The organism is Cupriavidus campinensis (assembly GCF_905397395.1).
Lineage (GTDB): Bacteria > Pseudomonadota > Gammaproteobacteria > Burkholderiales > Burkholderiaceae > Cupriavidus > Cupriavidus campinensis.
In genome coordinates this window covers 80,374-100,474 of record NZ_CAJPVH010000006.1, presented here as the reverse complement: position 1 = coordinate 100,474, position 20,101 = coordinate 80,374, and the positions used below count along the sequence as shown (strand labels likewise).

Sequence of the window (20,101 nt, the reverse complement as noted above, 5' to 3'; positions counted from 1 at the left end):
GCAAGCCACTCGCCCGAATCTCTTTTTCGTTGGCCTCATGGGCGCCGGCAAGACTACCGTCGGCCGCACCGTGGCCCGGCGTCTCAACTACCCGTTCTTCGACTCCGACCATGAGCTCGAGGCGCGTTGCGGCGTGCGGATTCCGATCATTTTCGAACACGAGGGCGAAGCAGGCTTCCGCGACCGCGAGGCGCATATGATTGCCGAGCTGGCTTCGCGCCAGGGCATTGTGCTGGCCACGGGCGGCGGCGCTGTGCTGCGCCCGGAGAACCGCGAGGTGCTGAGTGCCAATGGCACCGTGGTCTACCTGCGCGCGAGCCCGCACGACCTCTGGCTGCGCACCCGCCACGACCGTAACCGGCCGCTGCTCCAGACCCAGGACCCCAAGGGCCGGCTCGAGGCGCTGTACGCCGAGCGCGACCCGCTGTACCGCGAAGTGGCGGATTTCATCATCGAAACCGGCAAGCCGTCCGTGGCACAGCTTGCTAATATGGTTCTGATGCAACTTGAGATGGCCGGCTTTGTGTTTCCGCCCGCGGAAGCCACCCCGGACGCCGATGCGGCCCCGCCCGCGGCGCCGGACCAGCCGGCGCAGGACACCCATTCATGATTACGCTTGAAGTCGACCTCGGGACGCGCAGCTACCCGATCCATATTGGTAGCGGCCTGCTCGACCGCGCCGAACTGCTGGCCCCGCACGTGCGTGGCCAGCACGCCGTCATCGTCACCAACGAGACGGTCGGTCCGCTGTACGCCGCCCGGGTGGAAGCCACGCTGGCCGCGCTCGGCAAGACCGTGCGCGTGGTCACGCTGCCGGACGGCGAGCGTTTCAAGCACTGGGAAACCCTGAACCTGATCTTCGATGCGCTGCTGGGCGCCGGCGCCGACCGCAAGACCACGCTGATCGCACTGGGCGGCGGCGTGGTGGGCGACATGACCGGGTTTGCCGCTGCCTGCTACATGCGCGGCGTGCCGTTCGTGCAGGTGCCGACCACGCTGCTGGCGCAGGTGGACTCCTCGGTGGGCGGCAAGACCGGCATCAACCACCCGCTCGGCAAGAACATGATTGGCGCGTTTCACCAGCCCAACGCGGTGATCGCCGACATCGACACCCTGCGCACCCTTCCGGCCCGCGAGCTGGCGGCCGGCCTGGCCGAGGTCATCAAGCATGGCGCGATTGCCGATACGGCCTACTTCGACTGGATCGAGAGCCATATCGCCGGCCTGAATGCCTGCGATACCAGCCTGATGGCCGAGGCCGTGCGCCGCTCCTGCGAGATCAAGGCCGCCGTGGTGGCCCAGGACGAGCGCGAGGGCGGCCTGCGGGCGATCCTGAACTTCGGCCACACCTTCGGGCATGCCATCGAGGCGGGCATGGGCTACGGCGAGTGGCTGCACGGCGAGGCGGTGGGCTGCGGCATGGTCATGGCTGCCGACCTGTCGCACCGGCTGGGCTTCATCGACACCGAGACGCGCGCGCGCATCCGCGAACTGACCCGGGCGGCCATGCTGCCCGTGGTGGCGCCGGAACTCGGCATCGACCGCTATATCGAACTGATGAAAGTGGACAAGAAGGCCGAGGCGGGCAGCATCAAGTTCATCCTGCTGAAGAAGCTTGGCGAAGCCTTCATCACCACCGTGCCCGACGCGGACCTGCGCGAGACGCTGCGCCATGCCACGTTGAAACCCCCAACCGAGGCACCGGTCGCCTGAACCCAAGCGATCGGCCATGCCTTGCAACCCCAAGCCCCGCCACCGGATTGCCGCATGACCGACCTCGAATCCCACCTCGCCCCGTACGCCGCCCACTCGACGCAGTCGCGGGGGCGGGTGCATGCCGAATCGGCGTCGTCGTCGCGCAGCGAATTCCAGCGTGACCGCGACCGCGTGATCCACAGCACCGCGTTCCGGCGCCTGGAGTACAAGACCCAGGTGTTCGTGAACCATGAGGGCGACCTGTTCCGCACCCGGCTCACGCACAGCCTGGAGGTGGCGCAGATCGCGCGGTCCATCGCGCGCAACCTGCGCGTCAACGAGGATCTGGTCGAGGCGATCTCGCTGGCCCACGACCTTGGCCACACCCCGTTCGGCCATGCCGGGCAGGATGCGCTGAACCTCTGCATGAAGAACCACGGCGGCTTCGAGCACAACCTGCAGAGCCTGCTGGTGGTGGACGAGCTGGAGGAGCGCTACGGCGGCTTCAATGGGCTGAACCTGACGTTCGAGACCCGTGAGGGCATTCTCAAGCATTGCTCGCGGGTCAACGCGGCAGCGCTCGGGGAGCTGGGGCGGCGCTTCCTCGAGGGCGCGCAGCCGTCGCTGGAGGCCCAGCTGGCCAACCTGGCCGACGAAATCGCCTACAACAACCACGATATCGACGATGGCCTGCGCTCGGGGCTCCTGACGCTGGAGCAACTGGACGAAGTGCCGATGTGGGGCCGCCACCGGGCCGAGGTCACGGCCGCGTTCCCGGGCATCAATGGCCGGCGCGCCATCAATGAGACGGTTCGCCGCATGATCAACACGCTGATCGTGGACCTGATCGAGACAACCGGGCGCAATATCGCCGCGGCCAACCCCAAGAATATCGATGCCGTGCGCGCCGCCGGTGCGCTGGTCGCCTTCAGCCCCAAGGTCCACGAGGAGGCGGCGGCGCTCAAGCGCTTCCTGTTCCGTCATCTATATAGGCACTACTTGGTGATGCGGATGTCCGCCAAGGCCCAGCGGATCATTTCGGACCTGTTTGGCGCCTTCATGCAGGATTCCCGCCTGCTGCCGCCGCAGTATCAGGCCAGCCATGGCGGCGACCAGCCGCGCCTGATCTCCCATTACATCGCCGGCATGACGGACCGCTACGCGATTCGCGAGCACCGCCGCATCTTCGCCGTCAGCGAGAGCGACTGATCCCGCCACGTCCCCGAATTAAATGGGGACGGATCAGGCTATCATGCGGGGATTGCTGATGCAGGTTCCCCAAATCCCCGTATGGCGCGCCTTCCCCGATTCTCCCCAGCCGGTTTGCCGGCCCTCGTGTTGCAACGCGGCAACAACCGTCAGCCCGTGTTCCTGGGCCCGGACGATTACCTCCATTACCTCGATTGCCTGCGCATGGCCGCGCGCGAGCATGAACTGGCCGTTCATGCCTACGCGCTGCGCCCGAACCATATCCATCTGGTGGCCACGCCCAAGGGGCCCGATTCCCTGAGCCTGGCGATGCAGGCGGTCGGCCGCCGCTATGCGCGCCACTTCAACCGGGTGGCCAATCGCACGGGTACGCTCTGGGAGGGGCGCTTCCGCTCGGCCGTGATCGAACCCAATGCCTGGCTGCTGCCGGCGATGCTCTATGTCGAAGGTAATGCGCTGCGCGCTGGCGATGTCATGACGGCCGAGGCCGACCGCTGGAGCAGCTATCGGCATCACGCGGGCATCGAGTCGAGCCCGCTTGTGAGCGATCACTCCGCCTACTGGGAGCTTGGCAATACGCCTTTTGAGCGCCAGTCGAACTATCGCGCATTGACTGCCGAGGGACTGTCGGGAAAGACGCTCGCCACGCTGCGCCAGCATGCCCATAGCGGATGGCCGCTCGGCCACGCGGCCTTCCTGACGCAGCTGGAGCGTCACGCCACACGGCGCGTGCAGCCGTTGCCGAAGGGCCGGCCGCGCCGGGCCGGCGAGGAAGATCTCGACGAGGCAACGGCCGGCGATGCACCAGCCTGACGCCTAAGTGCGGCAAAGCTAATGTGTCCCCATTAAAAATGCGCCCTGAACCGGGGCGATTTTAATGTGTTCTGACCCCATTTAAAATTTTTGCGATACATTCCCGATTCTCATATAGTTGCTCCACCCACAGTCATTGTGCGGCGCGTCACGCTCGTGTACGCCGCTGCGGCCCCGCTGCCTGCCACCCGCCCGTCAAAGAGGCGCCTGCATCCAGCCACCCCGTTCGGTCTGCCTTGCCGCGCGCGCTGCCTTCACCGGAATTCAGCCCGTGGACCACTCGCAACACCCCGCCGATCCCATCGATACCGCCGCCCGCCCGCAAGCGCAGGGCCTCTATGACCCGGCCAACGAGCACGACGCCTGCGGCGTCGGCATGGTTGCGCACATCAAGGGCCGCAAGTCGCACGAGATCATCTCGCAGGGCCTGAAGATCCTCGAGAACCTCGACCATCGCGGCGCCGTGGGCGCCGACAAGCTGATGGGCGACGGCGCCGGCATCCTGATCCAGATCCCGGACCAGTTCTACCGCGAGGAAATGGCCAAGCAGGGCGTGACCCTGCCGCCGAACGGCGAGTACGGCGTGGGCATGATCTTCCTGCCGAAGGAACACGCCTCGCGCCTGGCCTGCGAGCAGGAGCTCGAGCGCACGGTGCGCCTGGAAGGCCAGGTCGTGCTGGGCTGGCGTGACGTGCCGGTGGACTGCAACATGCCGATGTCCCCCACGGTGCGCACCACCGAGCCGGTGATCCGCCAGATCTTCATTGGCCGTGGCCGCGACATCATGACCACGGACGCGCTGGAACGTAAGCTCTACGTCATCCGCAAGACCGCCAGCCACGCCATCCAGGCGCTCAAGCTCAAGCACGGCAAGGAATACTTCGTGCCGTCGATGTCGGCCCGTACCGTGGTGTACAAGGGCCTGCTGCTGGCCAACCAGGTGGGCGAGTACTACCTCGACCTGCAGGACCCGCGCGCCGTCTCGGCCCTGGCCCTGGTGCACCAGCGCTTCTCCACCAACACCTTCCCGGCCTGGGAACTGGCCCACCCGTACCGCATGGTCGCCCACAACGGCGAAATCAACACGGTCAAGGGCAACGTCAACTGGGTCAACGCGCGCACGGGCGCCATTTCGTCGCCGGTGCTCGGCGACGACCTGCCCAAGCTGTGGCCGCTGATCTATCCGGGCCAGTCCGATACGGCATCGTTCGACAACTGCCTCGAACTGCTGACGATGGCCGGCTACCCGCTCGTCCACGCGATGATGATGATGATCCCGGAAGCCTGGGAACAGCACACGCTGATGGACGACAACCGCCGGGCGTTCTACGAGTACCACGCCGCCATGATGGAGCCGTGGGACGGCCCCGCCGCCATCTGCTTCACCGATGGCCGCCAGATCGGCGCCACGCTGGACCGTAACGGCCTGCGTCCGGCCCGTTTCTACGTGACCGAAGACGACGTGGTCGTGCTGGCCTCGGAAGCCGGCGTGCTGCCGTTCCCCGAGTCGCGCGTGGTGCAGAAGTGGCGCCTGCAGCCCGGCAAGATGTTCCTGATCGACATGGAACAGGGCCGCATCATCGACGACAAGGAGCTCAAGGACAACCTGGCCAACGCCAAGCCGTACAAGAGCTGGATCGATGCCGTGCGCATCAAGATGGACGAGCTCGAGGCCAAGCCCGAGGACGTGGCCGCCGAGAAGAAGCCCGCGGCGCCGCTGCTGGACCGCCAGCAGGCCTTCGGCTACACGCAGGAGGACGTCAAGTTCCTGATGGCGCCGATGGCGCTGGCCGGCGAGGAAGCCACCGGCTCGATGGGCAATGACTCGCCGCTGGCCGTGCTGTCGTCGAAGAACAAGACGCTGTACCACTACTTCAAGCAGCTGTTCGCCCAGGTGACCAACCCGCCGATCGACCCGATCCGCGAGAACATGGTCATGTCGCTGGTGTCGTTCATCGGCCCGAAGCCGAACCTGCTCGAACTGAACAACATCAACCCGCCGATGCGCCTCGAAGTGTCCCAGCCCGTGCTGGACTTCAAGGACATCGCAAAGATCCGCAACATCGAGCACTACACCGGTGGCAAGTTCCGCGCTTATGAGCTGAACATCTGCTATCCGACGGCATGGGGCAAGGAAGGCATCGAGGCGCGCCTGGCGTCGCTGTGCGCCGAGGCCGTGGATGCCGTGCGCTCGGGCTACAACATCCTGATCGTGTCCGACCGCCGCGTCGATGCCGATCATGTGGCGATTCCGGCACTGCTGGCGACGTCCGCCATCCACCATCACCTGGTGGAAAAGGGCCTGCGCACGTCCGCCGGCCTGGTGGTGGAAACCGGCTCGGCGCGTGAGGTGCACCACTTCGCGCTGCTGGCTGGCTACGGCGCCGAGGCAGTCCACCCGTACCTGGCGATGGAAACGCTGGCCGACATGGCCACCGGCCTGTCTGGCGACCTGTCGCCCGAGAAGGCGGTCAAGAACTTCGTCAAGGCCATCGGCAAGGGCCTGTTCAAGGTGATGTCCAAGATGGGCATCTCCACGTACATGTCCTACACCGGCGCGCAGATCTTCGAGGCCATCGGCCTGTCGCGCGAACTGGTGCAGAAGTATTTCCACGGCACGCCGTCCAACGTGGAAGGCATCGGCATCTTCGAGGTCGCCGAGGAAGCCATCCGCCTGCATCGCGACGCGTTCGGCAACAACCCCGTGCTCGAGACCATGCTCGAGGCCGGCGGCGAGTACGCCTACCGCGTGCGGGGCGAGGAGCATATGTGGACGCCGGATTCGGTGGCCAAGCTCCAGCACTCGGTGCGCGCCGATGACGGCAAGGGTGCCTACCAGACGTACAAGGAATACGCGAACATCATCAACGACCAGAGCCGCCGCCACATGACGCTGCGCGGCCTGTTCGAGTTCAAGGTCGATCCGTCGCGCGCCATTCCGCTCGAGGAAGTGGAGTCTGCCAAGGACATCGTGAAGCGTTTCGCCACGGGCGCCATGTCGCTCGGCTCGATCTCGACCGAAGCCCACACCACGCTGGCCGTGGCGATGAACCGCATCGGCGGCAAGTCGAACACCGGCGAAGGCGGCGAGGACGAGAAGCGCTACCGCAACGAACTGCGCGGCATCCCCATCAAGCAGGGCGATACCCTCAAGGGCCTGCTGGGCGACCACGTGATCGAGCGTGACCTGCCGCTGCAGGAAGGCGATTCGCTGCGCAGCAAGATCAAGCAGGTGGCGTCGGGCCGCTTTGGCGTGACCGCCGAGTACCTGGCGTCGGCCGACCAGATCCAGATCAAGATGGCCCAGGGCGCCAAGCCCGGCGAGGGTGGCCAGCTGCCTGGCCACAAGGTGTCGGACTACATCGGCAAGCTGCGTTACTCGGTGCCGGGCGTGGGCCTGATCTCGCCGCCGCCGCACCATGACATCTACTCGATCGAGGATCTGGCGCAGCTGATCCACGACCTGAAGAACGTGAACCCGGTGTCGGACATCTCGGTCAAGCTGGTGTCCGAAGTGGGCGTGGGCACCGTGGCGGCCGGCGTGGCGAAGGCCAAGGCCGACCACGTGGTGATCGCCGGCCATGACGGCGGCACCGGCGCCTCGCCGTGGTCGTCGATCAAGCACGCCGGCACGCCTTGGGAGCTGGGCCTGGCCGAGACGCAGCAGACGCTGATGCTCAACGGCCTGCGCAACCGCATCCGCGTGCAGGCAGATGGCCAGATGAAGACCGGCCGCGACGTGGTGATCGGCGCGCTGCTGGGCGCCGACGAGTTCGGCTTCGCCACGGCACCGCTGGTGGCCGAGGGCTGCATCATGATGCGCAAGTGCCACCTGAACACCTGCCCGGTGGGCGTGGCCACGCAGGATCCGGCGCTGCGCAAGAAGTTCCAGGGCAAGCCCGAGCACGTGGTGAACTTCTTCTTCTTCGTTGCCGAGGAAGCGCGCGAGATCATGGCCCAACTGGGCATCCGCACCTTCGACGAGCTGATCGGCCGCGCCGACCTGCTCGACATGCGCAGCGGCATCGAGCACTGGAAGGCGCGCGGCCTGGACTTCGGCCGCATCTTCTACCAGCCGGCGTTCGCCGCCGACGTGCCGCGCTTCCACACGGACGTGCAGGACCACGGCCTGTCGGTGGAAGCCGGCAAGGCGCTGGACCATGTGCTGATCGCCAAGGCGCGCCAGGCCATCGACAAGGGTGAGCGCGTGTCGTTCATCCAGCCGGTGAAGAACGTGAACCGCACGGTGGGCGCGATGCTGTCCGGCGTGATCGCCAAGCAGTACGGCCACGAGGGCCTGCCTGACGACACCATCCACATCCAGCTGCAAGGCACGGCCGGCCAGTCGTTCGGCGCGTTCCTGGCGCACGGCATCACGCTGGACCTGGTGGGCGACGGCAACGACTACGTGGGCAAGGGCCTCTCCGGCGGCCGCGTGATCGTGCGCACGCCGCACGAGTTCCGTGGCGACCCGACGCGCAACATCATCGTCGGCAACACGGTGCTGTACGGCGCCATCGCCGGCGAGGCGTTCTTCAACGGCGTGGCCGGCGAACGCTTCGCGGTGCGCAACTCGGGCGCCGTGGCGGTGGTCGAGGGCACGGGCGACCATGGTTGCGAGTACATGACCGGCGGCACGGTGGTCGTGCTGGGCGGCACGGGCCGCAACTTCGCGGCGGGCATGTCCGGCGGCGTGGCCTACGTCTATGACGAGGATGGCCTGTTCGACAAGCGCTGCAACACCTCGATGGTGGCGCTGGAGGCGGTGCTCGCCTCGGCCGACCAGGAGAAGGGCCAGCCCAAGGCACAGTGGCACAAGCAGGGCGGCAAGCGCGAGCTGGACGAAGTGATCCTGCGCAACCTGATCGAGCAGCATTTCCGCTACACCGGTTCGGAGCGCGCCAAGGCGCTGCTGGCGGACTGGACCACGGCGCGCCGCAAGTTCGTCAAGGTCTTCCCGACCGAGTACAAGCGCGCCCTGGGCGAGATGTACGCCAAGGAGCAGGCCGCCCGCGACAACGACCGCGAGGCGATTGCCGCCTGACGGCGCGCATCGGCCACCCCACGAGATGGCGCCGCGCGGCATGCCCCGCGGCGCCAACAAGATACTGACCCCACGCGAGGCCGGCCCAGCCGCCTCGCGCCCAGCTAGACCAAGGACGCAACATGGGTAAGGCGACTGGCTTTCTCGAATTTCCCCGCCAGAACGAAGGCTATGAGCCGGTAGTCAAGCGTGTGAAGCACTACAAGGAGTTCGTCTTCGCGCTGTCCGACAGCGAGGCGAAGATCCAGGGTGCGCGCTGCATGGACTGCGGCATCCCGTTCTGCAACAACGGCTGCCCGGTCAACAACATCATTCCGGACTTCAACGACCTGGTGTACCGCCAGGACTGGAAGACGGCCATCGAGGTCCTGCACCAGACCAACAACTTCCCCGAGTTCACGGGCCGGATCTGCCCGGCACCGTGCGAGGCGGCCTGCACGCTCGGCATCAACGAGCTGCCGGTGGGCATCAAGTCGATCGAGCACGCCATTATCGACAAGGCCTGGGAAGAGGGCTGGGTGGCGCCGCACGTGCCCGCGCACAAGACCGGCAAGACCGTGGCCGTGGTCGGCTCCGGCCCGGCTGGCCTGGCTGCCGCGCAGCAACTGGCCCGCGCCGGCCATGACGTGACGGTGTTCGAGAAGAACGACCGCATCGGCGGCCTGCTGCGCTATGGCATCCCCGACTTCAAGATGGAGAAGACGCTGATCGACCGCCGCATCGAGCAGATGCAGGCCGAAGGCGTGACGTTCCGGGCGGGCGTGATGGTGACCGAAGGCGAACTGCCCGCCGGTATCGTGAACTACGCCCGCGAGACGGTGTCCGCGCAGTCGTTGATGGACCAGTTCGACGCCGTGGTGCTGGCCGGCGGCTCGGAAGTGCCGCGCGACCTGCCGGTGCCGGGCCGTGAGCTGGCCGGCGTGCACTACGCGCTGGAATTCCTGATCCCGCAGAACAAGGAAGTGGCCGGCGACGCCGTGAACGACATCCGCGCGGATGGCAAGCACGTGATCGTGATCGGCGGTGGCGATACGGGTTCCGACTGCGTCGGTACGTCGAATCGCCATGGCGCGGTGTCGGTGACCCAGTTCGAACTGCTGCCGCAGCCGCCGGACGAGGAAAACAAGCCGCTGGTGTGGCCGTACTGGCCGATCAAGCTGCGCACGTCGTCGTCCCACGACGAAGGCTGCTCGCGTGACTGGTCCGTGGCCACCAAGGAATTCATCGGCGAGAACGGCAAGCTCACGGCCCTGAAAGCCTGCCGCGTGGAGTGGAAGGACGGCCGCATGCAGGAAGTGCCGGGCAGCGAATTCGTGCTGCCGGCAGACCTGGTGCTGCTGGCCATGGGCTTCACCAACCCGGTGGGCTCGGTGCTGGAGGCCTTTGGCGTGGATACGGACGCCCGCAAGAACGCCAAGGCCTCCACCGAAGGCGATCGCGCGTACTACACCAACGTGCCCAAGGTCTTCGCCGCCGGCGACGTGCGCCGCGGCCAGTCCCTCGTGGTCTGGGCCATCCGCGAAGGCCGCCAGGCCGCCCGCTCGGTCGACGCCTTCCTGATGGGCCACACGGTACTGCCGCGCTGATTGCAGGCGTTCCAGGTAAAGAGCCCGCCCGGGGTTTCTCGGGCGGGCTTTTTGTTTTGTGGACGGGGTGGACTAGAGCGTCATGGTCCACGGTACAGCGGCGGCGGCGATCGTCAGCACCGCCATCCATCTCGCCGATGCGCGTCTCGCCCGGCATGCCATGCCGCTATCGCCAGGAAGACCATGGTTGCCAGGACCGCCTCGTTGCCTGAGGCGTCCTCGATTGCGCCACGCGGAATCGAGGGGGCCATCTCGTACATCCAGCTATACGAGTTGCCCGCTAGAGCCGCCAGGAGAAGCACTCCCCAGATGCAAGAAGCTTGGGCAAGCCAGCGGATCGCGGATCTCATGGCGTTTCCCAGGCGCCCGACTCGATCGCCCGTTCCAGCATGCCGACGGTCAGCGGCATCTTTTCGTACTTCAGACGAAGCTTCCGTGAGAACGGCATGGCGAGGATCTCGAGCAGGCTGAAGCCCTCTTCGCAGAAGTAACGCTGGAACGCATAGTCGCCACGCTCGATGCCGAAGTGCGTGAGAAATTCCTCCATGAAATCAAAGGCTTCGTCGCCGGTCAGGTCCAGATCGCGCTCAAGGCTGTCGGTGCGGGAAATGCGCTGGCCTTCCGGAAGGCCGGTGCTTTGCCGGATAAAGGCAGTAACTGCCGCAAGCGTGGCGTCTGTCATTAGAAGGCCCTGTCTTCGCTTTTGACCAAACGGTTGTACTGGCCCACTGAGTTAGCAGTGATGATGGCTACGTCTCGAGCGAAGAGTGCCCAGCCGAGAACCGGAACGGAGCGGCCGACGAAAGTGCCAAGGTTTCGCGTCATGAACACTTTGAGTTGTCTGACGCTCGCATTCGTGACAGTCGGCAAGATCTTTCGCTTCAGATCGTAATTCAGGTAGGTTCGCGCGAGTTTTGAAGCCACGGAGGGTCGCGGCGTGGCCCCGTGAAATTTACCTCGCGTGGGCACCCAGTTCTGGCCCGCCAGAATCGCTCCAACAGTAGCGAAATCTTCAATCCCAAGCTGCTTGCAGGTTTCGTCGATGGTGACCAGCAGGAACAATTCTCCGGGCGAAAGGTTTTCGTGGATGCCATAGCGATAAGTGTTGCCCATACGTAGATCTCCAACTCTGTTGAGCTGGAAACCGTATCGCCACACCGCCGGTGAAGAAATCGGACTTCATCGAGTTCCCGGTCGGGCTTGCTGCACGTCAAACACGCGCGACGCGCTTGCCACCGCCCACCCTGTCAGCCTCCCGTCAGCCGCCAAACCTACGCTCCATGAGGATTGCATCTGCGCCGTAGGCGGCCAGTTTTTGGGCATGCGGGGCGGCGTCGTGTGCGGTCAGCGGGGCGTACCCGATCCTGCGCCACCAGGCGGCGGCGGACTGAACGGCGATCAGGCGCGATGAGGTCAGGCCCAGCGTGCGGGCCGACTGTTCGGCGGCGGTGTAGAGGCGGGCGGCCAGGCCAGCGCCTTGGCCGGCGGGCGCCACGGCCATGTCGTGGACGAACCAGGTCAGGGGAGTGGCGGGCGGCCAGTCGCGCGCCAGCACGCCGTCGAGCGGTGGCAGCGTGGCTTGCGGCCAGGCGTGGGTGAACAGGTAGGCGGCCAGCCGGCTTTGGGGCAGCGCGGCCACCCAGCAGGTTCCGGGCGACAGCGCGAGGCGGCTGGCGAGGGCGTCGGCGGATTCGATCAGCGTGGAGGCATAGCACTGCGCCTGGACGGCGAGCACGGCGGGCAGGTCGGCGGCCAGCATCCGCCGCAGGACAATTTCAGACATCGGGCGATTATAAAAGAGGGATCCATTGCGCCCCACGATCACCCATTGGGGTCCACCCGGCTATGGTTTACGTGGTCTGTGCCGTCCTGAGCGTTGTTCGTACAATGCCCAAAAAGCGATAACAAGAGACTGCCTCGAAATCCCTTTCAGCCGATTTGGTGCCATGGCCTTGCGTCGTGGTCCGGAGGAAATTGATGCCCGAAGTGCGCAAAAGGTCGCGGCTTTGGCGAGGTAATACGGAGTTGCCGACACTCGCTGCCTCCCCGGCGGCCCCGCGCCCTTCGTGGCGGGCCGTCCTGATGCTGCCCGCCTTCCTCGGTGCGGCAGTGGCATTCGCGCAGCCTCCCGCCGGACTGGCCACCGCACAATTCGCCGCCATTCCCAACGGCAGCCGCCCCGAACTGCTGAACCGTCCCGTGTCCTTCCCGGCGCGGCCCATCCGCATGATCGTGCCGTTCCCGGCCGGCGGTGTGGCCGATGCCACGGCGCGGCTGGTGGCCGAGCGCCTCGCGGTGCGCCTGGGCGTGCCGGTCGAGGTGGACAACCGCCCCGGCGCGGCGGGCACAATGGCCGGCGATGTCGTCGCCAAGTCCAGTTCCGACGGTCACACGCTGCTGTTCCACCAGGCCAACATGTTGATCCAGCCCGGCCTGGAGCCGGTGCCCTACGACGTGGTGCGCGACTTCACGCCCGTGGCGCGTGTGGCCACGATGCCGCTGTTCCTCGTGATCGATGGGCGCCTGCCGATGCAGACGCCGCAGCAATGGGTCACGGCGGTGCGGTCGAGCCCGGGCTCCTATAGCTATGGCTACGGCCAGCCCGGCAGCCCGGCCCACTTCTATGCCGAATACGCGGTGCGCGGCATCCCGAGCGGGGTGCCGCTGGTGACGGCCAAGGGCGAGGCCGCCGTGGTTCTCGAAATGCTCGCCGGCCGCATCAGCGCCTGCTTCTGTTCCTATACAGCCGTGCAGAACCACGTGCGCAGCGGCACGCTGCGCTTGCTTGGCGTCACCGGCGGCCAGCGCTCGCCGCTGGCGCCACAGGTGCCCACGCTGCAGGAAGCGGGCATGGATGGCTATGGCGCCACGGCCTGGTACGGCGTGATGGCCCCGGCCAAGACGCCGCGCGCCATCGTTGCCCGCCTGGCCACGGAGCTGGATAACGTCACCAACGAGCGCGAAGTGCGTGCGCGGCTGATGGCTGCCGGGCTCACGGCGGTGCGCGATTCGCCGGAGGCGTTCGCCACGGCCATCCGCGCCGAGACCCTCCAGTGGCAGATGCTGGTGCGCCAGTCGACGCAGGGCGCGGAGCCCTGACTGGCCGCCAGCCGGCGATTTGTTCCATTTCGGGAACACTGTTGTCCGGACTGGAATGTAGCGGTCGCCACACAGCAACCCGCGCGTCTAGGTGGTAGCCCTTATAATGGCGCCCTGCCCAATCCGGTGCCAACGTGACCGCTACCGTACCGAACCTCCCTGCCCAGTCCCTGATCAGCCCGGACATCGTCGAACTCGCCGATGTCGATTTCGCCTATGCGGCGGGCGACAAGCCGGTGCTCGCCGGCCTGTCGATGCGCTTCCCGCGCGGCAAGGTGGTGGCCGTGATGGGCGGCTCGGGCTGCGGCAAGACCACGGTCATGCGCCTGATCGGCGGCATGGTGCGCCCCTCCAGCGGACGGGTGACCTTCAACGGCGCCGACATCGATGCCATGGACCAGCCCGGCCTCTACGCCGTGCGGCGCCAGATGGGCATGCTGTTCCAGTTCGGGGCGCTGTTCACCGACCTCTCGGTCTTCGATAATGTGGCGTTTCCGTTGCGTGAGCACACGGACCTGCCCGATTCGATGATCCGCGACCTCGTGCTGATGAAGCTCAACGCGGTGGGCCTGCGCGGCGCGCGGGAGCTGATGCCGGCCCAGATCTCCGGCGGCATGGCGCGGCGGGTGGCGCTGGCGCGGGCCATCGCGCTGGACCCGGCGCTGCTGATGTATGACGAGCCGTTCGCTGGCCTTGACCCGATCTCGCTCGGCCTCACCGCCAACCTGATCCGCAGCCTCAACGACGCGCTGGGCGCCACCACGATCATCGTCTCCCATGATGTGCAGGAGACGTTTCTGATTGCCGACTACGTCTATTTCATCGCCAACGGCCGGATCGCGGCCGAGGGCGAGCCGGACGCGCTGCGTGCCTCGACCGATCCGTTCGTGCGCCAGTTTGTCCATGCCGAGGCCGACGGCCCGGTGCCATTCCATTACCCGGGCCCCTCGCTGGCCGATGACTTCGCCGCCGGAGGTAGCCGTTGACCGCCTTCTTCACCAGCATCGGCGCCGCCGTGCGCAATTTCGTGGGCGGCGTCGGCCACGCCACGCGCATGTTCTTCGCGCTGCTGGCGCTGTCCCCGGCGTTGCTGCGCCGGCCCCGGCTGGTCACCGACCAGGTGTTCTTCGTCGGCAACCTGTCTCTGGTGATCATCGCCGTGTCCGGGCTGTTCGTCGGCTTCGTGCTGGGCCTGCAGGGCTACTACACGCTGAACCGCTATGGCTCGGAGCAGGCGCTCGGGCTGCTGGTGGCGCTGTCGCTGGTGCGTGAGCTGGGGCCGGTGGTTTCGGCACTGCTGTTCGCGGGGCGCGCGGGCACCTCGCTGACGGCCGAGATCGGCCTGATGAAGGCGGGCGAGCAGCTCACCGCCATGGAAATGATGGCCGTGAACCCGTTGCAGCGCGTGATTGCGCCGCGCTTCTGGGCCGGCGTGATTGCCATGCCGGTCCTGGCGGCCATCTTCAGCGCCGTGGGCGTCCTGGGCGGCTACCTGGTGGGCGTGCAGCTGATCGGGGTGGACGCCGGCGCGTTCTGGTCGCAGATGCAGGGCGGCGTGGATGTGCGCGCCGACGTGCTCAATGGCGTGATCAAGAGCTTCATTTTTGGTATCGCGGTGACGTTTATTGCCTTGTACCAGGGCTTCGAGGCCCGCCCGACGCCGGAAGGCGTGTCACGGGCCACCACGCGTACCGTGGTGATGGCCTCGTTGGCCGTGCTGGGCCTGGATTTCCTGCTGACCGCGCTGATGTTCAGCTGACGCGGCGGCAAACGAAACGCATTCGACAAGAGACTCGCATGAAGAAAAAATCACTCGACTACTGGGTGGGGCTGTTCGTGGTGGTGGGGTTTGTCGCGCTGCTGTTCCTCGCGCTCAAGGCCGGCAACATGAGCAGCTTCTCGTTCCAGGAGACCTACTCGGTCCAGGCGCAGTTCGACAACATCGGCGGGCTGAAGGCGCGTGCGCCGGTCAAGAGCGCCGGCGTGGTGGTGGGGCGCGTGGCGTCCATCCGCTTCGATGACAAGTCCTACCTGGCCACGGTGGAGCTGAACCTGGACAAGTCGTACCAGTTTCCGAAGGACACCTCGGCCAAGATTCTGACGTCCGGCCTGCTGGGCGAGCAGTACATCGGCCTCGAGGCCGGCGGCGACACCGCCATGCTGGCCCAGGGCAGCAAGATCACGATGACCCAGTCGGCAGTCGTGCTTGAAAACCTGATCGGTCAGTTCCTGTACAACAAGGCCGCCGACGCCGGCGCCGGCGGGGGTTCCGCCTCGACGGCTCCGGCTGCCGCGCCGTCTTCCGGCGCCGCCGCGCTGCCGGCCGCACCGGGCACGGAGGGCGCGAAATGAGCCGCCGTGTCAGGCATCGGCGCCCGCGGGCGCCTGGACAACTGTGTGCCGCCGCCTTCGCTGCCCTGATGCTGGCGGGCTGCGCCACCGGCCCCGACGCCAATCCGAAGGACCCGCTCGAACCCCTGAACCGGGGCGTGCAGACGGTCAACGAGCAGGTGGACAAGTACGCGCTGAAGCCGGTTGCCACGGTCTACGCGGACTATGTGCCGTCGCCGGTCCGGACCGCCGTGGGCAACTTCTTCTCGAATATGTCCGATGTCTACTCGGCGGCGAACAACCTGCTGCAGGGCAAGCCGTCGCGCGCGGCGGAAGACACCATGCGGGTGGCCATCAACAGCGTGCTCGGCATTGGCGGGCTGATCGACATCGCCACGCCGGCCGGGCTGCCCAAGTACAAGGAAGACTTCGGCCAGACGCTCGGCGTGTGGGGGGTGCCGTCCGGCCCGTACCTGGTGCTGCCGCTGTTCGGCCCGAGCACCGTGCGTGACACCGGCGGCATGCTGGTGGACCGCCTGATGGACCCGTCCGCCTATATCTACCCGGTGTGGGCGCGCAATACCGCCGCCGGCGTGCGCATCGTCGATGGCCGCTCGCAGCTGATGGGCGCCTCGAACCTGATCGAGGCGGCTGCGCTGGACCGCTATGCCTTCCTGCGCGACTCCTATATGCAGCGCCGCCAGTACCTGATCTATGACGGCAATCCGCCATCCCAGGATGATCAGGACCAGGAGGGTGCTTCATCGGCCAGCCCGGCGAGTTCGACAGCCCCGTCCGACGCGGCGCCGGCCCAGGACAAGCCCGCCAGCGAAGCCCCGGCCGACCAGGGCACCCAGCCGGCCCAGCCGATGCCCGTGCCGACCCCGAACCTGATTGGTCCGGGCGGCGCGCTCCGTTTCGGCCGGTGATCGATTTGCCAGCCCCGTGCTGGCTGGGGTTTGCGGCGACTGTGCCAGCGCTGTGAGCCCTGCAACAAAGTGTTTGAAAGTGGTGTTTGAGGCGCTTGGATGCCAAGCGCTTCCCGGGCGCCTATGTTTCAATGAGTGCGCGGTTTGGCAGCTCCACGCCAGCCGCAGCGGTTTCCTGGGCACCTGGCGTCATGCGTTGGCCGACGCGAAGCCCTTGATAGATAAGGATATTTACGATGCTGAAGCGACTGTTGGTCCCCTTTGTTTCCGTCTTCACCGTGCTGGCCTTCACCGGCACCGCGCAGGCCCAGCAGGCCACGGACGCGTCCTCGCCGGACGCGCTGGTCAAGACCGTGGTGAACGACGTCATGGCCTCCGTGCGCGCTGACAAGGACATGCAGGCCGGCAACCTCGGCAAGATCACGGCGCTGGTCGAGCAGAAGATCCTGCCGAACGCCAACTTCGGCAAGACCACGCAGATCGCGATGGGCCGCAACTGGTCGAAGGCCACGCCGGAACAGCAGAAGATCATCACCGATGAGTTCAAGACGCTGCTGATCCGTACCTATGCCGGCGCCATCGCCCAGATCCGCGACCAGCAGGTGCAGTTCCGCCCGTACCGCGGCACGGCTGAGGACACTGACGCCACGATCCGTACACAGGTCATCAACAAGGGCGAGCCGATCCAGATGGATTACCGCCTCGAGAAGACCGCCCAGGGTTGGAAGGTCTACGACATCAACGTACTCGGCGCGTGGCTGACCGAAGCCTACAAGGGCAGCTTCAACACGATCGTGACGCAGCAGGGTGTGGACGGCGTCATCAAGACCCTGCAGGACCGCAACCGGCAACTGGCCAACGCCAAGAGCTGATGCGGAATCTGGTTGCGGCGCAGCACGCCGCAGCCATTCCGGTCTACAATGGCCGCTCGGCGCCAACCTGTTTCTCGTAGAAATATGCGTGGGCGCCGGTTTCCCGACCTCGATTTCCCTTCTTCGATCGATCTGATGCCTGCGCTCGGCCCTTCGCTGACCAACCGCAACGCCGCCGCCGTGCTGCGTGAGGGGCTGTCGCGCGTGTCCCAGGGTGATGTGGCCGTCGATTGCAGCGCGCTGGCGCAGGTCGATTCGGCTGCCGTGGCCGTGCTGCTGGCGTGGCAACGCGCCGCCGCCGCCCGGGGTCAGGCGCTGGCGCTGCATGGCGTGCCGCCGCAACTGGCCTCGCTGGCCACGCTTTACGGCGTGGAAAGCCTGCTGGGCCTGCCGCCCGCGCCGATCTCCCACCCGGAACACCACCACCACCGACATTGAACCGGCATCCATGGCTGCGCGTGATTGGCGCGGCCGATGCGATGCCCCGGCGTCAGGCTGCGGCCGGCGCCGCGTCGGAACGGTAGCGGGGCCAGTCGGGCCAAAGCGAGACACCCCCCGCATCCCCTATAATTCCGGGTTGTTCGTCCCCAAGTCGCCCCCAAGTGTCCTGACACGGCTCCACCAGGTGCTGCGCGGCTAACCTCAAGGACGTTCCCCCCAACTCCAGTGAGGCGGCCCGCCCAGGCGCCCCTCACAAGACCATCGGCCATGAAAGCCATCGAAATTACCGATGTCCGCAAGCGCTACCGCAACCTGCAGGCGCTCAAGGGTGTCAGTTTCACCGTCGAGCGCGGCGAGTTCTTCGGCCTGCTCGGTCCCAACGGTGCCGGCAAGACCACGCTGATCTCGATCCTCGCGGGCCTGAACCGCGCCGATTCGGGCCGCGTGAGCGTGCTCGGGCACGATGTGGTGGACGACTACCGCATGGCGCGCCGCATGCTCGGCGTGGTGCCCCAGGAACTGGTTTTCGACCCGTTTTTCACGGTTCGGGAGACGTTGCGGCTGCAATCGGGCTATTTCGGCCTGACGCGCAACGACGACTGGATCGACGAAATCATGGCCAACCTGGACCTCACCAGCAAGGCGGACGCCAACATGCGCCAGTTGTCCGGCGGCATGAAGCGGCGCGTGTTGGTGGCGCAGGCGCTGGTGCACCGGCCGCCCGTGATCGTGCTCGATGAGCCGACCGCCGGCGTGGACGTGGAGTTGCGCCAGACGCTCTGGAAGTTCATCTCGCGCCTGAACAAGGAAGGTCACACGATCATCCTGACCACGCACTATCTCGAGGAAGCCGAGGCGCTGTGCGACCGTATCGCCATGCTGAAGTTTGGCGAGGTGGTGGCGCTGGACCGCACCAGCAACCTGCTGACCCAGTTCGCGGGGCTGCAGCTGGTGCTCACGCTGTCGCGCGGCACGCTGCCGCCGGCGCTGGAGGCGCTGCGCACGCCGTCCAACCCCGGCGAGCGCGCCCACCGGCTGCGCCTTTCGGGCTACGAAGCCGTCGAACCGATCCTGGCCGCGCTGCGCGAGGCTGGCTGCGAAGTGGAAGACATGGAAATCAGCAAGGCCGACCTCGAAGACGTGTTCGTCCAGATCATGCGGCGAGAAGGGCACATGCCGGGCGCGGTGCCCGATGCGTCCCTGGAGGCTGCGGCATGACCCGACCTATCGACCAACTCGACAATCGCGCCTCGGAGCTGTCCGACCTGACCGACAAAGCCCGGCTGGATGCCATGGCGGTGGGCGGCTTCGTCGGCTTCCGCACGCTGCTCTACAAGGAAGTGCTGCGTTTCTGGAAGGTGGCGTTCCAGACCGTGGCCGCGCCGGTGCTGACCGCCGTGCTGTACCTGCTGATCTTCGGCCATGTGCTGGAAGACCGCGTGCGGGTGTACGACCAGATCAGCTATACCGCTTTCCTGGTGCCGGGGCTGGTGATGATGAGCATTCTCCAGAATGCGTTTGCGAACAGTTCGTCGTCGCTGATCCAGTCCAAGATCACCGGAAACCTGGTGTTCATCATGCTGCCGCCGCTGTCCCACTGGGAAATGTTCGGCGCCTACGTGGCGGCGTCGGTCATCCGTGGCCTGAGCGTGGGGCTGGGCGTGTTGCTGGTGACGGCGTGGTTCGCGCACCTGCATGTGTACAACGTCGCCTGGATCCTGGTCTTCGCACTGGGCGGGGCCGGCATTCTCGGTACGTTGGGGCTGATTGCGGGTATCTGGGCCGAAAAGTTCGACCAGCTGGCCGCTTTTCAGAATTTTCTGATCATGCCGGCGACGTTCCTGTCCGGCGTGTTCTATTCGATTCACTCGCTGCCGCCGTTCTGGCAGGCGGTGTCGCACGCCAACCCGTTCTTCTACATGATCGACGGGTTCCGCTACGGCTTCTTTGGCGTATCGGACGTGCCGCCCCTGCACAGCCTGGCCGTGGTGGCCGTGTCCTTCGCGGTGCTGGCCGGGCTGGCGCTGCGGCTGCTCAGCACCGGCTACAAGCTGCGCCACTGACGCTACCCCGCACGCGATC

The 20,101-nt window shown here is 66.3% G+C and carries 18 protein-coding genes; 15 read left to right on the top strand and 3 right to left on the bottom strand.

Annotation, left to right across the window (positions count from 1 at the left end):
- The first annotated feature begins 37 nt into the window (after positions 1 to 37).
- From KHO18_RS05895 to KHO18_RS05870, 6 genes are all read left to right on the top strand, one after another.
- Positions 38 to 610: a shikimate kinase gene (locus KHO18_RS05895; protein WP_144200555.1), complete on the top strand. Its 573-nt coding sequence runs from the start codon at positions 38 to 40 to the stop codon at positions 608 to 610.
- Entirely contained in the window at positions 607 to 1,713 is a 1,107-nt protein-coding gene (aroB, locus tag KHO18_RS05890; RefSeq protein ID WP_144200370.1) for a 3-dehydroquinate synthase, read from the top strand. Before KHO18_RS05895 ends, aroB begins: the two co-directional genes overlap by 4 nt.
- 54 nt (positions 1,714 to 1,767) lie before the next feature.
- Positions 1,768 to 2,904, top strand: coding sequence for a deoxyguanosinetriphosphate triphosphohydrolase (locus tag KHO18_RS05885; protein ID WP_144200372.1), 1,137 nt, complete (start codon positions 1,768 to 1,770; stop codon positions 2,902 to 2,904).
- Positions 2,905 to 2,985: 81 nt separating this feature from the next.
- Entirely contained in the window at positions 2,986 to 3,717 is a 732-nt protein-coding gene (locus KHO18_RS05880) for a transposase (protein ID WP_211942901.1), read from the top strand.
- A gap of 376 nt (positions 3,718 to 4,093) precedes the next feature.
- On the top strand, positions 4,094 to 8,761 hold the full coding sequence (locus tag KHO18_RS05875; protein WP_244844576.1) for a glutamate synthase-related protein: 4,668 nt from the start codon (positions 4,094 to 4,096) through the stop codon (positions 8,759 to 8,761).
- Positions 8,762 to 8,883: 122 nt separating this feature from the next.
- Positions 8,884 to 10,347, top strand: coding sequence for a glutamate synthase subunit beta (locus tag KHO18_RS05870; protein WP_144200378.1), 1,464 nt, complete (start codon positions 8,884 to 8,886; stop codon positions 10,345 to 10,347).
- A gap of 346 nt (positions 10,348 to 10,693) precedes the next feature.
- On the opposite strand, the gene KHO18_RS05865 is transcribed toward KHO18_RS05870, so the two are convergent.
- The 3 genes from KHO18_RS05865 to KHO18_RS05855 all read right to left on the bottom strand — a co-directional run bounded on the left by KHO18_RS05865 (position 10,694) and on the right by KHO18_RS05855 (position 12,130).
- Positions 10,694 to 11,029 carry a DUF1493 family protein gene (locus KHO18_RS05865; protein ID WP_144200380.1) on the bottom strand — a complete coding sequence of 112 codons (336 nt, stop codon included), beginning with the start codon at positions 11,027 to 11,029 and terminating at the stop codon, positions 10,694 to 10,696.
- Positions 11,029 to 11,460: an STM2901 family protein gene (locus tag KHO18_RS05860; protein WP_144200382.1), complete on the bottom strand. Its 432-nt coding sequence runs from the start codon at positions 11,458 to 11,460 to the stop codon at positions 11,029 to 11,031. Before KHO18_RS05860 ends, KHO18_RS05865 begins: the two co-directional genes overlap by 1 nt.
- A gap of 145 nt (positions 11,461 to 11,605) precedes the next feature.
- Positions 11,606 to 12,130: a GNAT family N-acetyltransferase gene (locus tag KHO18_RS05855; RefSeq protein WP_211942899.1), complete on the bottom strand. Its 525-nt coding sequence runs from the start codon at positions 12,128 to 12,130 to the stop codon at positions 11,606 to 11,608.
- Between the two features lie 194 nt (positions 12,131 to 12,324).
- Here KHO18_RS05855 and KHO18_RS05850 point away from each other — a divergent pair, with 194 nt between their 5' ends.
- From KHO18_RS05850 to KHO18_RS05810, 9 genes are all read left to right on the top strand, one after another.
- Positions 12,325 to 13,446: a tripartite tricarboxylate transporter substrate-binding protein gene (locus KHO18_RS05850; RefSeq protein ID WP_144200386.1), complete on the top strand. Its 1,122-nt coding sequence runs from the start codon at positions 12,325 to 12,327 to the stop codon at positions 13,444 to 13,446.
- Between the two features lie 134 nt (positions 13,447 to 13,580).
- The gene (locus KHO18_RS05845) at positions 13,581 to 14,432 is read left to right on the top strand and encodes an ABC transporter ATP-binding protein (protein WP_244844574.1); all 852 of its coding nucleotides are present in this window, start codon (positions 13,581 to 13,583) and stop codon (positions 14,430 to 14,432) included.
- Positions 14,429 to 15,205, top strand: coding sequence for a lipid asymmetry maintenance ABC transporter permease subunit MlaE (mlaE, locus tag KHO18_RS05840; protein ID WP_144200388.1), 777 nt, complete (start codon positions 14,429 to 14,431; stop codon positions 15,203 to 15,205). Before KHO18_RS05845 ends, mlaE begins: the two co-directional genes overlap by 4 nt.
- Before the next feature lie 38 nt (positions 15,206 to 15,243).
- The gene (gene mlaD, locus KHO18_RS05835) at positions 15,244 to 15,798 is read left to right on the top strand and encodes an outer membrane lipid asymmetry maintenance protein MlaD (RefSeq protein ID WP_211942898.1); all 555 of its coding nucleotides are present in this window, start codon (positions 15,244 to 15,246) and stop codon (positions 15,796 to 15,798) included.
- Positions 15,795 to 16,706, top strand: a complete 912-nt coding sequence (locus tag KHO18_RS05830; RefSeq protein WP_144200392.1) for an MlaA family lipoprotein — start codon at positions 15,795 to 15,797, stop codon at positions 16,704 to 16,706. The genes mlaD and KHO18_RS05830 overlap by 4 nt, the downstream gene beginning before the upstream one ends.
- A gap of 236 nt (positions 16,707 to 16,942) precedes the next feature.
- Positions 16,943 to 17,578 carry an MlaC/ttg2D family ABC transporter substrate-binding protein gene (locus tag KHO18_RS05825; RefSeq protein WP_144200394.1) on the top strand — a complete coding sequence of 212 codons (636 nt, stop codon included), beginning with the start codon at positions 16,943 to 16,945 and terminating at the stop codon, positions 17,576 to 17,578.
- A 135-nt stretch (positions 17,579 to 17,713) separates the two neighbouring features.
- The gene (locus tag KHO18_RS05820; protein ID WP_144200396.1) at positions 17,714 to 18,016 is read left to right on the top strand and encodes an STAS domain-containing protein; all 303 of its coding nucleotides are present in this window, start codon (positions 17,714 to 17,716) and stop codon (positions 18,014 to 18,016) included.
- Positions 18,017 to 18,286: 270 nt separating this feature from the next.
- The gene (locus tag KHO18_RS05815; protein WP_144200398.1) at positions 18,287 to 19,237 is read left to right on the top strand and encodes an ABC transporter ATP-binding protein; all 951 of its coding nucleotides are present in this window, start codon (positions 18,287 to 18,289) and stop codon (positions 19,235 to 19,237) included.
- Positions 19,238 to 19,311: 74 nt separating this feature from the next.
- Positions 19,312 to 20,082, top strand: coding sequence for an ABC transporter permease (locus tag KHO18_RS05810; protein WP_144200559.1), 771 nt, complete (start codon positions 19,312 to 19,314; stop codon positions 20,080 to 20,082).
- Positions 20,083 to 20,101 lie beyond the last annotated feature (19 nt).

Excerpts from the sequence above, each read along its gene's own strand:
- KHO18_RS05860 (WP_144200382.1), bottom strand. The coding sequence starts at position 11,460 with ATGGGCAACACTTATCGCTATGGCATCCACGAAAACCTTTCGCCCGGA.
- KHO18_RS05880 (WP_211942901.1), top strand. The coding sequence starts at position 2,986 with ATGGCGCGCCTTCCCCGATTCTCCCCAGCCGGTTTGCCGGCCCTCGTG.
- KHO18_RS05885 (WP_144200372.1), top strand. The coding sequence starts at position 1,768 with ATGACCGACCTCGAATCCCACCTCGCCCCGTACGCCGCCCACTCGACG.
- aroB (WP_144200370.1), top strand. The coding sequence starts at position 607 with ATGATTACGCTTGAAGTCGACCTCGGGACGCGCAGCTACCCGATCCAT.
- KHO18_RS05815 (WP_144200398.1), top strand. The coding sequence starts at position 18,287 with ATGAAAGCCATCGAAATTACCGATGTCCGCAAGCGCTACCGCAACCTG.
- KHO18_RS05850 (WP_144200386.1), top strand. The coding sequence starts at position 12,325 with ATGCCCGAAGTGCGCAAAAGGTCGCGGCTTTGGCGAGGTAATACGGAG.
- KHO18_RS05870 (WP_144200378.1), top strand. The coding sequence starts at position 8,884 with ATGGGTAAGGCGACTGGCTTTCTCGAATTTCCCCGCCAGAACGAAGGC.
- KHO18_RS05895 (WP_144200555.1), top strand. The coding sequence starts at position 38 with ATGGGCGCCGGCAAGACTACCGTCGGCCGCACCGTGGCCCGGCGTCTC.
- KHO18_RS05875 (WP_244844576.1), top strand. The coding sequence starts at position 4,094 with ATGGTTGCGCACATCAAGGGCCGCAAGTCGCACGAGATCATCTCGCAG.
- KHO18_RS05820 (WP_144200396.1), top strand. The coding sequence starts at position 17,714 with ATGCCTGCGCTCGGCCCTTCGCTGACCAACCGCAACGCCGCCGCCGTG.
- KHO18_RS05865 (WP_144200380.1), bottom strand. The coding sequence starts at position 11,029 with ATGACAGACGCCACGCTTGCGGCAGTTACTGCCTTTATCCGGCAAAGC.
- KHO18_RS05855 (WP_211942899.1), bottom strand. The coding sequence starts at position 12,130 with ATGTCTGAAATTGTCCTGCGGCGGATGCTGGCCGCCGACCTGCCCGCC.
- KHO18_RS05810 (WP_144200559.1), top strand. The coding sequence starts at position 19,312 with ATGGCGGTGGGCGGCTTCGTCGGCTTCCGCACGCTGCTCTACAAGGAA.
- mlaD (WP_211942898.1), top strand. The coding sequence starts at position 15,244 with ATGAAGAAAAAATCACTCGACTACTGGGTGGGGCTGTTCGTGGTGGTG.
- KHO18_RS05825 (WP_144200394.1), top strand. The coding sequence starts at position 16,943 with ATGCTGAAGCGACTGTTGGTCCCCTTTGTTTCCGTCTTCACCGTGCTG.
- KHO18_RS05830 (WP_144200392.1), top strand. The coding sequence starts at position 15,795 with ATGAGCCGCCGTGTCAGGCATCGGCGCCCGCGGGCGCCTGGACAACTG.